The organism is bacterium (assembly GCA_016699995.1).
Taxonomy (GTDB): Bacteria; Patescibacteriota; Doudnabacteria; order UBA920; family UBA920; genus UBA920.
On the sequence record CP064996.1, the window covers coordinates 746778 to 762521 of the forward strand.

Genomic DNA, 15744 nt, shown 5'->3' on the forward strand with positions numbered 1-15744 from the left:
ATAAAGCCATGCATACATACCGAACAAGGTTTGCCAGAGAAATTGTGGCGGAATTTTTACCACCAGCCCGTGCTACAAAAAAGCAGCGAGTAATTTTACTGTGCGACGGCGCACCAAGCATGCCTAACAAAAAGCAGATGTTGGAATTTTTCAGCAAGAAGGGTTTTTGGGCAATTCACGTCCACTACCGCGGCAGCTGGGAAAGCGATGGTAAATTTTTAGCGAAATCCCCCCATCAGGATGTTTTGGATGTTATTGAACAACTTCCAGAAGGCTTTACGGAACTATGGGGAAATAAAAAATTCAAAGTTAAACCAGACAAAATTTATGTAATCGGCGGCAGCTTCGGTGGCGCTGCAGCCATACTAGCGAGTATGGACAAACGGATAGATAAAGTGGCAGCAATTTCTGCTATGCTCGACTGGACAAAGCCAGGGCCCGACGAGCCATATCCTAAGATGGTTCGGTTCTTTAAAGAAGCTTTCGGCAACGGATACAGGCTGCACCCGAAAGGCTGGGACAAGCTAAAAAGCGGTAAATTTTATAATCCAGTAAACCATGTTGAGGATATAGACGGGCAAAAAATCCTGATGATTCACGCTAGAGATGACCGTACCTGCCCTTATAGCATAACCAAGAAATTTGCCGAACAGACAAAAAGCAAGCTTATCTCCCTCCCGCGTGGCGACCACATGAGCTCCAGTCTGATCATGAAGCCCCGTTTCTATAAATCATTTCTTAAATTCATCAAATCCTAACCATGAAACTGAAAATTGCTGTAATCATAATCCTTGTTCTAGTAGTTGGCTTTACCGGCTGGCGCATTTGGAAGGCTACGCGCAACGATTCCAGCAATACTACCTCACAAGAAGAAGTAAAAAAATTACCAAGTATAAATGGCGAATTAGTGGATGAAGACAAAGCCACCCGAAGGCCCATTGCGGTAGTAATAGAAAACCATTCCGACAGCCGGCCCCAGTCCGGCTTAAACGAAGCTGATATAGTTTATGAAACTTTGGCAGAAGGCGGAATCACCCGCTTCCTGGCTATTTTTCAGACAAAGGATCCAAAGGAAGCTGGCCCGGTTCGTTCCGCGCGCCCGTATTTTAACTTTTTATCCAACATGTGGGGAGCTTCATACGTACACGCCGGTGGCAGTAAGCAGGCGTTGTCGGAATTAGCCTCCAGAGTTCATAAAAACCTGTTTGACGTTAATGAATTCAGCTACGGCGATTACTTCTACCGGGATACCGAACGTTACGCGCCCCACAACCTTTACACCGATATTAAAGATGACCAGCGCAAGCTGCTGCAAAAGAAAGACGAAAACCTATGGCAAAGCCGGATCATCTTCCAAACACAAACCACTGCGCCAGAACAGATTATTCCCGAAATAACCAAAGTTACCCTGCCTTTCTCGACGGATAGCTACGAGGCTACTTACACGTACGACCAGCAAAGCAATTCGTACAAACGCTTCATAAAGAGTATTGCCACCATAGACAAAAATGGTAGTGTCCAAGTTTCGCCAAAGAATGTACTGATTATGCTTACAGATATTTCCACTAACCCCAATGACGATTTAGGTACGCAAAACATCAAGCTCACTGGCAATGGACCCTGCTTCCTATTTAACAACGGTAAATTCAAGCGATGCAATTGGGAATACCTGGAAAACAGACACGTTTATACCGATGCCGAAGGTCTACCGCTGGTATTGGAGGCTGGCCAAACCTGGATTGAAGTTTTCCCAAGAAACAGGCAAAATGACATTAAATGGCAGTAGTTAAAGCCTTATTATCCTTTATTATATGACTCTTAAAATAAACCAAAAAGCCCCTGACTTCACACTTCCGGACCAGGATGGCGCAAAACATAAGCTCTCCGATTACCAGGGCCAATGGGTGCTTGTCTACTTCTATCCAAAAGACGACACACCAGGATGCACCACTGAAGCCTGCACCTTGCGCGACAATTTTCCGGCCTTTAAAAAATTAAAGGTTAAAGTCTTCGGCATAAGCGTGGACAGCGAAAAGAGCCATAAAAAGTTCGCAGATAAATACCAGTTACCCTTCACAATATTGGCAGACGAAGACAAGAAAGTGGTCGAGAAATATGGAGTGTGGCAAGAAAAAAGTATGTACGGCAAAAAATATATGGGCACCGTACGAAACTCTTATTTGATCAACCCAGAAGGCAAGATTGCCAAAATTTACGAAAAGGTTAAGCCTGCTATGCATGCAGAAGAAGTTCTGGCAGATATTAAAGAATTATCGAAATAATAAATATAGAGATTGGAAAATATGAAGAAACACGTATCAATTACAGTCCATGGCAAAGTTCAAAAAGTTGGATTCCGCTTTAGCGCAATCGAAAAGGCTTTGGAATGGAATTTGGTTGGAGTGGTAAAAAACTATGACAACGATAAGGTCCAAATTGAAGTTGAAGGAGAGCTTGATGATCTGCAAAAGTTTCTAAAATGGTGCCATGTTGGACCGCAAGGATCCAAAATCGACAAAGTTGATTACGTTTCCACCGAGGAGCTACAGAATTACGAGACCTTTCAGGGAGAATGGTAAATTCTAATACAAAATAAAACCGGCGAATGCCGGTTTTTAATATACAAATTAATGACTAGTGTTGAGTAAAATTAAAACTCCTGCATGCAGGTAACCTATTTTCTGTTAGGTTGCTCTGCCGTAGGAGTCTTAGCGTAGGTCTTGAGCCATGTGCGATATTTAATTGTCTTATAGATGACTGCCAGGCGTTCGCGCCTGTGGGCTTATCGCTTTTGGCTAAAGCACCTTTCCCATTACTGGATTAATCATCAAAGGCTTTCCCCTTTCTACCTTTAGGCTACACCCGTCCTTCACTAGGGTCAAGGGTAGTTTTCCACTGTTTTTCCATACTTCCCATACCTAAAAAGAAAAAAATAATCATTGACTTTGCCAAGAGGATTATTTATACTTTAAGGTATTTTTAGCCTATTTAAGGAGGATTTAAGATGGGAAAAATGGATAAAACGGATCGTTTGTTCTTGCTCGTATTTATGGCAGCCGTGGGAATAATTTTCTCTGCCTTTGATATCAAGGAATATGCCAAAAGCATGAATGACAGCTGGTTGGCATTTCTCAATATGGGAATTTCGCTTGGGGCCTTTGTAGGTGCTGCAATATTGGCCAAAAGGCCCTGGCAAAAAATCATTTTGCTTTCACTAATGACCATCAGCGGATTTGCCCATTGCGGACTGTCCTTGCTCAAAGCAGTTTCTGTACTCAGAGACAGCGCCTCGGTGCTGTTTTACCTGTCCGGAATTCTGATAATGGGCATAATCATGCTTCTGGGCTGGCTAATGGCTTATACGGAAATCAGCGAACCGGCAGTCGAAAACAACAACCTACTCGGCAACGAGTAGGTTTTAATTTAAAAGCTGCCAGTGAAGGCAGCTTTTTATTTGGCAATCTTTTATTAAATTAGTAATCGCGGAGCTTGTGAATATCTGGATGTTCTTTAATCCGATCTAAGGCTTTAGCCTCAATCTGGCGAATACGTTCGCGGGTCACGCCAAATTCTTCGCCGACTTCTTCCAAAGTATGGGTTACACCGTCTTCCAAACCAAAACGCATCTTAAGAATTTTTTGCTCGCGCGGGTCCAGATCTTTCAAGATTGATTCAACATACTCGCGCAGCAATTGACGGCCTGCCATTTCTGTTGGCTTGGGCTTATCTTCGTCCTCGATGAAATCCTGCAAATAGGAACTTTCTTCGTCACTACTGTCTTCTCCAACTGGCGCATCGATTGATACGGTTTCCTGGGAAATCTTTTTTAAATGATAGACTTTTTCTACTTCGATTCCCATTTCGGCGGCAATTTCTTCCGGCAACGGCTCGCGTCCCAAATCTTGCACTAACTGGCGCTCTGCCTGGGCATACTTGTTCAGAGTTTCCACCATATGAACAGGGATACGAATGGTTCGGGATTGATCCGCTAAAGCGCGAGTAATGGCCTGGCGGATCCACCAAGTGGCATAAGTGGAAAACTTATAGCCTTTGGTCCAGTCGAACTTTTCTACAGCGCGGAATAAACCAAGATTACCTTCTTGGATAAGATCCAATAATCCTAGGTTTCGGCCCATGTATTTCTTGGCGATAGATACAACCAAACGCAGGTTGGCTTCGGTTAAGCGCTTGCGGGCCCCTTCGTCGCCTTTGCCGATACGCTGCGCTAAGTCGATTTCTTCCTCGCCTTTCAGCAAAGGCACTTTGCCGATTTCACGAAGGTACATCTGAATAGAGTCGTCGTAAATATCTCCCAAATCGAAGCCTTCCAGCAATTCATCTTTCTTCTTCTTGGTAGAGCCTTCTTCTTCTAGCAGTCCCTTGCCTTGTTCCCAAACGCTGGCAACTTCCTGATCGACAATTTCTACGCCGTTGTCTTCCAAGGTATCCATTACCCGTTCCAGCAAGTTGATGTCGTCTTCTAACTGCGGGAAGATATGCAAAATTTCAGCTTCAGTAACGAAGCCCCGACCCTGCCCTTTAGCCATTAAGCTGTCTAAAGCTTCCTGGAACTTTTGGGTTTCTTCCTCAGTTAAAACTAGCTTTGCGAGCTTGCGTCCAATGCGCTTGCCTTTTTTCTTTTTTACTTCCGGAGCTGCGGGTTTTGGAGCCGGCTTAGCGGTGGCTTTTGGTGCAGGCTTAGAAACTGGTTTTACCGCCGGTTTCTTAGCGGGCTTAACAGGTTTGGCCGCTTGTTTTTTGGCAGGTTTCTTAACAACTGCTTTTTTTGTTTTAGCAGGCTTCACAGCCTTCTTCACAACTTTCTTCTTAACCATGTATTAAATTATTTAAAAATTAAACTTAAGCATGAACTATTGTATGAATTTATTTTTGTTAAGCTGACAGTCCGCTAGCGCCGGCCACACCGGGCCGAAAGCGCTGTCGGCGTACAAAAATAAATTCATGAACATAATAATTCATGTTTATCATTACAGTTTTAAATTGTTTTTTTATTTCTTATGCCTCGCGCAGTTTAGTTTCGATTTCAAAGCGCACCTTGGTTAGTTGGGCAAACCGGGCGCCTAACTGCTTGGCAAAATCTAAGTTGTTTTCTAATTCAGCTTTCTTGATGGCAATAGTCAGCTCTTGCAAGTAATTTTTTAACTTGGCTAACTTAAACAAGAAAAAGCTTTTCTTTAACTCGCGCATATACGCCAGTTGGTTGTTGGACAAATTTTCTAAGTTAGATTCTACCATAAAGATAGCTTCTTTGACAAGCGAATCTTCGCAATTAGACAGATCTTCGCCTAAAATGGCTTTCTGAAAATATTCTAAAAGTTCTTCCGATAAGAGCTGATCCGGTAGGCTTTCTACCTGAACAAACTCTAAAAACTCAGGAAAAACAATCATTCCGCCCAAAATCTCTTTCTCCCAAAGGTTAACCTCTGGCACGTGAGTCTTGGTTATTTCGGGCTGTTTTGGCTCTACAAACTGGCCGGTTGGACCATAGCCAGAAATAACCGCCTGAGACAATTCCTGCTTAAGGGCCGATTCCGTAATCACAAACTCAGAACTGATTTTGCGCAAATAATGATCGGCCTCAACCGCTCCGGTAATTTGCTTAATTAGGGGTAAAATTGTCTCGATAATAAACTGCTTCTGCTCGAGCGAACCATAGCTATAATCATTCCTTGCCTGCTCTAGGTAATATTCCACCACCGGATAACTGCCGCTAATCAGCTTCTCCCACATCGCAGGACTCTTATTAATCAGCTCATCGGGATCTTTGGCAGAACGCAAATCTACCACGCGAACTTCCATTTCTAACCCCAAAGCCAAAGCTGCGGTGCGCAGCGTAGCCTTGTGCCCAGCCGAATCATTGTCGAAGGCTAAAACCAAAACTGGGTTAAGTCGTTTTAATACTCGCAGCTGATCTTCCGTAAAAGCCGTACCGCTGCTGCCAACTGTATTTTTAAATCCAGCCTGATGCGCTGAGATTACATCCATCTGACCCTCCATTACTACTACCTGTCCGCTTTGCCTAATAGCATCCTTGGCAAAATTTAAACCAAAAATTATTTTGCTTTTGTTATAAACCGGCGTTTCCGGACTGTTGATGTACTTGGCCTGGTCTTCTTTTGCTCCAGGAAGCACGCGTGCAGAAAAACCCACCACTTCGCCATTGAAAGTAAAAATAGGAAATGTCACCCGGTCGCGGAAGCGGTCAAAGACTTTGCCATTACTGCTCTCTGCTAATACTCCGGCCTGCAATGCCAAAGGCTGGTTAACATCTTTCTTTTTCAGTGCAGTTAACAGCTGGTCAAAACTGTTCGGAGCCAAGCCGATACGCCAGCGTATAATTGTCTCTTCGGCAATGCCGCGCTCCTTTAAATACTCGCGGGCATACGCGCCATTCAAACTCTGTAAATATTTTTCATAATAGCTGCAGGCAAATTCATTGATGCGGGTAAGCTCTTCTAAGACAGATTTTTCTGGACCGTTCTGAGCCTTAAACTTCGGCAATTCGATGCCCGCCATATCCGCGGCCATTTCTAGCGCCTCGCGGAATTCTACATTCTCATAGCGTTTAATGAAACCGAATACGTCTCCGCCCTCACCGCAACCAAAACAATGCCAAATCTGCTTGGATGGCGAAACCATAAAGCTGGAAGATTTTTCATTATGAAAAGGGCACAAACCTTTAAGGTTAGCACCGCTTTTCTTAAGCTGAACATAGCGGCCAATAACCGTGGCTATATCGAGCCTGTCTTTTACATCCTGGATGGTGTTATCTGTCACTTTCGTGGGCTGTTAAAAGGGTTTTCTCCTATTACTGTACCAATAAAAGGGCCTTTTGAACACTCGACAAAATCGGGCCAAAATGCTAGAATAAACACTGAATTTACTATAGTAAGTGAGCGATGGCTCTGCCAGCGCGAACGAGGAGCAGGGCGGTTTACCGCATCTGCGGCCAAATCATGGAGACGTCGCATAGTGGTCTAGTGCGCTCGCTTGGAAAGCGAGTAAGGGTCAAACCTTCGAGAGTTCGAATCTCTCCGTCTCCGCCAGGAAGATTTTCATTAACTTATAGAAATAGTATGGCAAAGTCCCAACTCAACAACTTAAGCAAGCGCCAAATTTTGGAAAGCTTGATGTACGAACAAAACCAAAGCAACGCTACCCTCTCCCGCTTGGTCACCGCAGTAGCCCGCACTGCGGGCATTGATCCGGAAAAGTTGGCAGAAAATTTTATCGATGACAAAGCCAATCAAGAATTTATCGATAAATTCAATACCAGCGTAAAGAGCAAGCACGCTACAGCTCATGGCCACAACGATGCTGCAAATATCGCAGGGGTAGAAAATACCCCAGCAGAAGGATCGGAAGAAAAAACTGAATAACTATGATAAAATAAAATGGTCTCGCGAGAGACCATTTTATTTTTACAAGATGAAGCAGCAGTATTCAAGGTTAAAAAATTATTTTCCGATTATGGTCTGGCCGATGCTAGTCCTGGCTTTCCATTTAATATCCCAGGAGCTGGGTCTATATGCGACTTTGCGCTGGCTCGATACCCCTATGCATTTCCTGGGTGGACTAGCAATTAGTTACAGCAGCTACTACTTATTCGCACACCTGGAAACTAAAAATGAGCTGAAGGCCGTGCCGAGCGTGAAGATGTTTTTGGCCATAGCTATTACAGCCTTGGCCGCTGTCCTCTGGGAATTTTCCGAATATGCCAGCGATTCGCTGTTAGGGACTTTAATGCAGCCGAGCATTATTGATACTCTCAAAGATTTAATGATGGGGTTGCTCGGAGCCGCGGTCGTGGCTTTCTACAAAAAATTCAAGAATAAGTAAACAAAAAACGCTGTCCTGCGACAGCGTTTTTAAATTTATCGGAATTGGCCGGCGCCGCGGGCTTCTATGACGGCTGACTTTTCCTTTGCTATATCATGCTTGTTGGCTGGCACAGCATCTGAAGCATCATAGCCCCAGGAGCTCAAGACGCTCATAGTTGGAATGCCCTTGAGCCCGTCCTCGCCCACCAAGTAAATGGTTTTGCCGATTTTAACCAAGGTTCCGGTGCGATGTGCTTGATCTTCATTGTCGATCAGACTCGTCGGCTCCATAAAGGAAACGTCGCCATTCTGTGATTTGCTAAAGGAATAACCGAGGCCTTTAAAGACTCTTTCGGATGTAAAGCCAGCTTTCTTGCCGGCAATTATCAAATAGCAAGTACCCCTATCTGATCCTCTGTCAGAACAGATTATACTGCCGTCACGCGGAGCAATAAACCCTTCAATCGGCAGCTGCAGATCGCCGGTGGTAGCTGGTACGACAGACTTAAAATTATTAAAGGTATAAGAAAGGAAGGCTCCTGCCGAAGTATAAGGCCTTAACGTGTTATTGCTGGTGACTGTGTATATAGTCCCGTCGGCAGTTTTGATGTTAGCGCCTGCCTTGCTAGCCGGACCCTGTTTGGTGGTTTGCCCGGATTTGGAGTATTCGATAGTAGCAGTAATAACTTCACTGGATTGCCCGTAGGAAGTATACAATTTAGCGTACACGGTCTTGAGCCCATAGTTGCATACTGCCAAATGTTTACACAGATCCCACTGCTTACCAGAGGAGTACTTTTCCTGCCCTACAAAACTGAAGTCGGAGGTATTGGAAATTGCCATGTTGGCTATATCCGAACCTCCATTGAAGGACAAGACAACATTAGAGCTTGATGTAGTTTTTGCACCGCCGTTAATTTGAAGCTTAAATCCACCGGAAGGAGCGACAGGAGATAAGTATGCAATTGACGGCAAACCGCCTCCGACTGAAGGGCTGCCAAAAATAGAGAACACAGAGAACTGCGTGGTGGTGCAAGTAATTGTATTTGCAGAGGTATTTACAACGCAATCGCTTAACGGACTCCAACTAACGCCGTTATACCTGTAAACTACTAAAGCTGATTCGTTGATCCCTGCCACATCGCTCTCCTGATAGCTAAACGTCAAAGTAATGGCAGAGTTAAAGCTTGTTACAGGGGTATCCAGATTGGTCAAAGATTTAAGGTCGAAAACCAGGCCCACAGGGTTAACCCCGGACGGCTTGCCAATATTCGCCAAGACAGTCGTCTTATCGAGTTCTTTGATTTGGAATGTTGCGTTAGCACCTACGGCCCCCATAGGTATGGTCAATTCCAGGCCGTTGGAACCGGAAGTCAATTGGGCGGTTCCGCCAGTGCCATTATTTACGCTCGTAGCAGACTGGGTCACGACTGTAGCAGAGCCAGCACAGCCAGTAGTAGTGAAGCTATTGGCGCCGCCGGTTGCCAAGTTGCTGGCTGCGTCATTTGATTTAACTCGGAAATAATAGGTAGAACAAGAAGTTAAATTGGTAAGGTTAACGGTGTGGCTTGTTACGCGGGGAGAAGTATCAGCTTCGCTAGTGGAAGTCCCGTAGCTAGAAGTAAGGCCATATTCCACCATAGATGAGCTGTTCTCGTCCGTGGTCCAAGTGATAGACGCAGAATTACTGCCCGGGGTTGCAGAAACTGATGAAATCGACGGTGCGGTGCCATCGGCAGTGGTGGAATTCACAGATGTTGTATTTCCAGCTCCATTAGAATTGGCAGCTTTGACCCTAAAGTTGTAAGCTGTTCCACTGGACAAACCTGTTACCGTAGCAGAGGCTGTCGTAGAGGTGCCATCATTAAAAGTGCTCCAGGTGCTCGCCGCTGATTCTTTATACTCAATAATATAGTCGGTGATGCTAGATCCTCCATTACTTACCGGAGCGGTCCATGAAAGCGCAACCGAAGTACTGCTCGGATTAGCAGACAAGCTGGTTGGCAACCCAGGATAATTCAATCCTAAAACATTTTTAGTAACCGTAACCATGCTGCTTGTAACGGTTTTCAAACCGGCATAGCTCCAGTGGTTTGCGTCACGCAAAGCTGCACCTGTGGAATCGATAGCGTACACATTAGGCTCCGAAGCGGCTAACTCATTGATTGCCGTGTTATAGGTTCCGTAACCCATAGACTGGAACCCTGTGAGAATAATAATCGCTCCGGGCAAATCGGCTTTAATCCTGTCCATCCATTCAATCATATTAGTCTTCCAGGTTGAAACGTTATTTCCAGCAATAGCATCATTAATACCTAAGCTTAAAAATACTACCCATTTGCGGTTTTCCGGCAGCTGGGTTTTGGCAGCCGCTGTACGCTGCAAAAATTTGGTCCAATATGTCTGGCCGACAGCCCAGTTGGTAACTTGAGAACCGCCATGGCCAGTCTTAACCAAATAAACTTGAGGATTATCTGGGAAAGCATGCTCTTCTGTAGAGTTTGCCAATTGAAGTTCAAAGCCATGACAACAGTCATAATAACCTTCTAAGCCAGAGTGGTCGCGCAGGTTATTTGTCCCTATATCCAAATTCTCATACAAGAAATTGCCAGAAGTTAGATTCATTATCTGTACCGCCGAGCGAGATGCCAATTCCCCTACGGTAGCTTGACTATTTAATCCGATACCACCAGAATTGCTTTCGCCGGTAATAACAAAACTCAAAGTACTGATTGCATCGGGCGTTGCAGAAGCAATGGCTGAAGACGTACCGGGATTGCCATCATTAGAGCCTTTTACTCTAAAATCGTAAGCAGAACCATTTGTTAAGCCAGTAACAATGGCCTTTAGGCTAGTAGAAGTACCGTCATTAAAAGTCGACCAAGTGGAAGGTTCGGAAGAAAGCTTGTACTCAATAACATAATCGGTTGGCGTGCCTCCCGAAGTCGGAGCATCCCACCCGAGCAGCACTTGGCGGTTAAAACCGGTTGCAACCAGACCTGTAACTTGACCGGGGGCTTGCGGCAACTGAGGAGTTGCCGAATTTGACGCGCTTGAAGCTGCGGAATCGCCCTGAACGTTAGTGGCTTTGACGGTGAAAGTATAGGCTACGTCATTAGTAAGCCCGGTCACAGTGATAGGAGAGCTGCTGCCGCTGGCTGTAACCCCGCCCGGCGAGGACGTAACTGTGTAGCCAGTAATGGCGCTGCCGCCATTAAAACTCGGTGGTGTAAATGTAACGACTGCCGAACCATTGCCAGCCGTAGCGGTACCGATTGTCGGGGCATCAGGAACAGTATCCACCGGAGTTTCACCGTAGACAACAACTTCATCAAAGGTACTGGCAGTGCCGGAGTTCTGCAGGAACACGGGTTTGTTATTAACCACAACAGCCGTGTTGTGAGTACATACCAAGACATTGTCCTTATAAACTTCAAAACCACCAGAAATGATTTTCATCTTGTAAATTGCTGCTCCAACGCTAGCCGTACCACAACTCGTTTGGGTCATAGCAGTATTGTCCCAAGACAGCGCTAAGATAACCGACGAACCCGCTCCAGATATATATACGAGGTAAGCCTTTTTGTTCGCACTTGCAAACTGATAATCACCGTATCCCAAGACGGGACCGGAGCCAGAAATCATGCTTGCAGAAATTTCTAGAGAGGTGGAACTGAATACATCCTGGGAGATTAAAGCATTTTGAGCCCAGTTCCCACCTACATAACTATCTGCAATAGTTAATGAACCATTTTGTTGAATCTTTCCCGTCGTCCCGCCGGAACCAGTAGGGTCATATTCATACCATTTATCAGTATTAATGGTTGTCCCAGTAAAACTATCCGTGAGTTGATTCGCCAAAGTACTCGGAGTTACCGAGTTTGAAGCTGAGGATGCCGAGGAAGTTCCAGCTGAGTTGGTAGCGGTAACCGTAAACGTGTAAGAGACGCCATTGGTAAGGCCTGTCACAGTTAGCGGCGATGATGCGCCAGAAGCAGTAAAACCGCCTGGAGACGATGTCACTGTATAGCTAGTTATAGAAGCGCCGCCATTATCCACCGGAGGACTAAATGACACAGTGGCTTGAGTATTACCACCTTCTGCTGATACACCAGTTGGGGCATCTGGTGCCGTTGGAGGGCCAGGGGTTTTTGTAGCAGTTCCGCTAGCGGTGCCAGTGCCTATAATATTCACTGCTTTAACCCGGAAATCATAACTTAGACCGTTGGTTAAACCAGTTATAGTAGCAGTGGTAGAGGTAGAAGTACCATCGTTAAATGTGGACCAAGTTGTTGGCTCTGAACTCAGCTTATACTCCACTATATAATCTGTAATGGCTGTGCCGCCGTTACTAGCCGGTGCAGACCAAGACAGCCCAATCTGGGTGTCTCCTCTGCTTGCACCGAGAGAGGTGGGAGCGCCGGGAACAGTCGGGCCAGACACAGCAATGTTCCATTTAGTAGAGAGATAGTTTTCTAAAATATTTCTTTGATCAGAAGTGATTGTCGAACTATAAGCGATGACTTCAGCAATATCGCCGTTCCAATAACGGCCGCCGCCGTTAATCATACCTATTGAAGAAGTTGTATTGGTCATACTGGAAGGCAGCTGAAAAACACCAATCCAATATTCATTTAGAGGCGAGAAGTCGTGGCCGCTAGAAGCAGCAATAGATGTGCCATTGCGGTGAGCCAAAGAGAAACTGCTAGTCGCTGACCCTAATTTAGTAGTACCATCTATCCCATTCAAAACATGACCGTTACCTGGCGAGGTTCCTGTAAAATCACCGATCAAACCTGGGTAATTGCTGAAAGCCGCGGAAGTACTCTTTTTGGCAACGATGGCTACGGTGCGGTATGTAATTGAGCTGCCAATATTAAAATAATCATCACTGCCGTCAAAATTCATTACCGAACGGCCATTAAGGGCATTGGACACTAACGTCGGACGGGCTGTGCTCGCAGATGTAGCGTTTTTGCCATTTCCGCTTTTGTCATTGACCTGACTGATCCTGTCCCCAGACACGCTCATATTATCCGCATCTGCCCCGTCTAACCATAGAGCCAAATTAGGAATACTTGGAGGAATTTCTTCGTTTGGAGTAACCGCATTAGATGCGCTGGAGGCTGACGACGTGCCTATGGCGTTTGTAGCAGTAACTGTGAAAGTATAAGAAACACCATTAGTAAGGCCGCTCACAGTAATCGGGGAAGAGGACCCCGTACCTGTAAAACCGCCTGGGGAAGATGTCACAGTATAACCAGTAATGGTACTGCCGCCATTAGAGCCGGGCGTGAAGGAAACCGAAGCAGACTCATCACCAGCTACCGCAGTGCCAATTGTAGGTGCAGCCGGCGCCGTGGGCGCAGAAGGGGTTGCATTGGCAGTACTACTGGCTGTTCCAGTACCGACAGCGTTAATGGCGCTCACTCTAAAATTATACAGAGACCCGTTGCTTAAGCTTGTAACCGTTGCCGAGGTGGAAGTAGATGTACCGTCATTAAATGTGGACCACGTAGTTGGCTCCGAATTCAATTTATACTCTACTAAGTAATCCGTGATGGCAGAACCGCCATTCGAACCAGGAGCAGACCAGGTTAGTGCCACCTGGGCATCGCCTGCTTCCGCACTTAAACCGGTAACTTGACCAGGAGCCGTTGGCGCTCCGCCATTGCCTGTTACTAAGACATCATCGAATGTAGATGCTGCGGCGGAAGATTGCAAAAATATTTTCTTATTGTCCAGTGCTACCCCAGTACTCTGGGTACACATCAGCACGCCATCTTTATATACTTCAAACCCGCCAGAAATAATTTTCATTTTATATACAGCACCGGCGGTATAAGTGCCGCAGGTTTGATTGGCCACCAATGTTCCATTATTCCACACTAAACTCAAAGGATTCCCAGATCCTAAAATATCCAGAATGTAAGCCTGAGTTCCCCCAGATTAGAAATTATAATCACCATATCCCAGTAGCGCGTCTGAGCCTCTGGTAATTCTGGCGGAGACTTCTAAAGTGTCCGAGTCAAATGTATCAACCGACGTTAAAGCATTTGTGCCCCATACACTTCCAGCAAAACCCTGGGAAGCAGTTAAGGTGCCGTTCTGTTGAATGTTGCCGGTTGTCCCACCAGAACCGCCTGTATCAATTTCTTGCCATTTATTCGTGTCGATCGTCGTACCAGTAAAGTCATCCGACAGCAAAGTTGCCGAAAAAACAAAAGGGACAGATGCAAATTGTCCGATTATCACAGAAGATACCAAAAGAATTACTGCAAAATAATTGCGGAGATTGGAAGTCATTAGATTGTTATTTATATTTTTATTTCAAGTCTTAAATCTGGCTCTATTATAGCATAATCTGACAAAAAATAAAAGGCCTGCTTTACAGAGCAAGCCTTCGATTGAATTTATTTTACATTCACGGCCTGAACTAAGTTCATGCGCTGTCCTAACGGATTCCCCGCGACCAATACAACTTTCTGCCCTTTATGAATTAGCTTCAACCTTTTCGCCTCCGCTACAAAATATTCCAACAATCCTTCCACATTCTTTAAGGCCGTTAAGCTTTTTACGTATAAAGGCCTAATCCCCCAGAATAATGCCATCTGCCGATATACTTTAGGCCTGTCTGTAAGAATTAAGATCGGGGCCACGGGCCGTTCGCGAGAAACAAAGCGGGCGGTGTAGCCGCTCTCGGTAGTACCGATAATTGCTTCTGCCCCGACACCAATCGCCAAACGCAGAACAGCGCCAGCAATTAAGGAAGCCTTGTAATCTTCTATCTCGGCCTCCATGCTAAACGGCTGGGCCGGCATATCATCGTAAGGGGAATTTTCTGTGTCTTCTATGATGCGGCGCATTTCGGCCACAGCTTCGATTGGATAACTGCCGGTGGCGCTTTCGCCAGAAAGCATTACTGCGTCGGCGTGGTCTATAACTGCATTCGCAACGTCGGAAACTTCGGCGCGCGTAGGACGTGGGTTGCGGATCATGGAATCGAGCATTTGGGTCGCCACGATAACCGGTTTAGCTACGCTGTTGCATCGCGAAATTAAATCCTTTTGGATCATCGGCACTTGCGAGTCCGCAATCTCTACGCCCAAGTCGCCACGTGCTACCATAATACCGTCGGCCTCCCGCAGGATACGATCGAAATTTTCCACGGCCTCCTTGCGTTCGATCTTCGCAATAATCTTTGGAGCGGAGCCGCCTTTGCGCAAATGCTTGTTTATCAGTTTTCGCAAATTGCGAATATCAGCGCCATTGCGAACGAACGATAGCGCGACGTAATCCACGTCATTTTCTAACCCAAACTTTAGGTCAGCCAAATCCTTGTTAGTGATAATCGGGAATGTAATAGTACTGTCTGGTAAGTTAACGCCCTTGTGAGATTTCACCACTCCTCCGTTAACAACCTTGCAAGTGATCTTCCCATGAGTCTTAGAGCCAACCCTGCTCGGCGCCACACTTACCACCTTAAGTTCCATTAATCCATCTTCTATTAAAATGCGCTCGCCCCGCTTAACAGAACGGCTAATATCGAAGTCCATATCAAAATCCCTGCCCAGCATAACTGTCTGACCCTTTTTTATAGCGACAGGCTTCTCTAATTCTCCAATTCGGATTTTAGGACCCTGAAGATCCTGCAAGATAGCTACCGGCTTGTCCAGTTTCTTAGAAGCGTCCCGGATGGTCTGCATCAACTGTTGATGGTTTGCATAACTGCCATGAGAAAAATTAAGGCGGGCCACATTCATCCCGTTCGCTACCATTTTTGTTAAAATTTTTGGATCTTCACTGCTCGGTCCGATCGTTGCTATGATTTTTGTTCGCTTCATAAAGTTTTTTAATTACCTTTTAATTATAGCAAAAAGAAAAACTTGGCAATTTACGCCTT

At 45.5% G+C, this 15744-nt stretch carries 12 protein-coding genes and 1 tRNA gene; 8 read left to right on the forward strand and 5 right to left on the reverse strand.

The features are described from left to right. Window positions 1-8 precede the first annotated feature (8 nt). The 5 genes from IPM19_04010 (at window position 9) to IPM19_04030 (ending at window position 3415) form a co-directional block, all read left to right on the forward strand. Entirely contained in the window at window positions 9-758 is a 750-nt protein-coding gene (locus tag IPM19_04010; GenBank protein ID QQS22766.1) for a prolyl oligopeptidase family serine peptidase, read from the forward strand. 2 nt (window positions 759-760) lie between these two features. Then, window positions 761-1786: a DUF3048 domain-containing protein gene (locus IPM19_04015; GenBank protein ID QQS22767.1), complete on the forward strand. Its 1026-nt coding sequence runs from the start codon at window positions 761-763 to the stop codon at window positions 1784-1786. Between the two features lie 25 nt (window positions 1787-1811). Beyond that, window positions 1812-2282, forward strand: a complete 471-nt coding sequence (gene bcp / locus IPM19_04020; GenBank protein QQS22768.1) for a thioredoxin-dependent thiol peroxidase — start codon at window positions 1812-1814, stop codon at window positions 2280-2282. A gap of 21 nt (window positions 2283-2303) precedes the next feature. Continuing rightward, a complete protein-coding gene (locus IPM19_04025) occupies window positions 2304-2579 on the forward strand; it encodes an acylphosphatase (GenBank protein ID QQS22769.1) in 276 nt (91 codons plus the stop codon). Between the two features lie 425 nt (window positions 2580-3004). Beyond that, a complete protein-coding gene (locus IPM19_04030; GenBank protein QQS22770.1) occupies window positions 3005-3415 on the forward strand; it encodes a hypothetical protein in 411 nt (136 codons plus the stop codon). 58 nt (window positions 3416-3473) lie between these two features. Here the strand turns inward: IPM19_04030 and IPM19_04035 are convergent, their stop codons facing one another. Both IPM19_04035 and IPM19_04040 read right to left on the reverse strand, forming a co-directional pair. Beyond that, the gene (locus IPM19_04035) at window positions 3474-4835 is read right to left on the reverse strand and encodes a sigma-70 family RNA polymerase sigma factor (protein QQS22771.1); all 1362 of its coding nucleotides are present in this window, start codon (window positions 4833-4835) and stop codon (window positions 3474-3476) included. A gap of 181 nt (window positions 4836-5016) precedes the next feature. Next, window positions 5017-6798, reverse strand: coding sequence for a DNA primase (locus IPM19_04040; GenBank protein QQS22772.1), 1782 nt, complete (start codon window positions 6796-6798; stop codon window positions 5017-5019). 181 nt (window positions 6799-6979) lie between these two features. On the opposite strand from IPM19_04040, the gene IPM19_04045 reads away from it, so the two are divergent. The 3 genes from IPM19_04045 (at window position 6980) to IPM19_04055 (ending at window position 7860) form a co-directional block, all read left to right on the forward strand. Beyond that, a tRNA-Ser gene (locus tag IPM19_04045) sits at window positions 6980-7067 on the forward strand. 30 nt (window positions 7068-7097) lie between these two features. After that, complete coding sequence (locus tag IPM19_04050; protein ID QQS22773.1) at window positions 7098-7400, forward strand: hypothetical protein; 303 nt, start codon at window positions 7098-7100, stop codon at window positions 7398-7400. Between the two features lie 49 nt (window positions 7401-7449). Further along, complete coding sequence (locus tag IPM19_04055; GenBank protein ID QQS22774.1) at window positions 7450-7860, forward strand: hypothetical protein; 411 nt, start codon at window positions 7450-7452, stop codon at window positions 7858-7860. Between the two features lie 35 nt (window positions 7861-7895). Here IPM19_04055 and IPM19_04060 read toward each other — a convergent pair whose 3' ends face one another. The 3 genes from IPM19_04060 to pyk all read right to left on the reverse strand — a co-directional run bounded on the left by IPM19_04060 (window position 7896) and on the right by pyk (window position 15685). Next, window positions 7896-13739: a fibronectin type III domain-containing protein gene (locus IPM19_04060; protein ID QQS22775.1), complete on the reverse strand. Its 5844-nt coding sequence runs from the start codon at window positions 13737-13739 to the stop codon at window positions 7896-7898. Between the two features lie 51 nt (window positions 13740-13790). After that, window positions 13791-14147, reverse strand: a complete 357-nt coding sequence (locus IPM19_04065) for a hypothetical protein (GenBank protein ID QQS22776.1) — start codon at window positions 14145-14147, stop codon at window positions 13791-13793. A gap of 107 nt (window positions 14148-14254) precedes the next feature. After that, a complete protein-coding gene (gene pyk, locus IPM19_04070) occupies window positions 14255-15685 on the reverse strand; it encodes a pyruvate kinase (protein QQS22777.1) in 1431 nt (476 codons plus the stop codon). Between the last annotated feature and the right edge of the window lie 59 nt (window positions 15686-15744).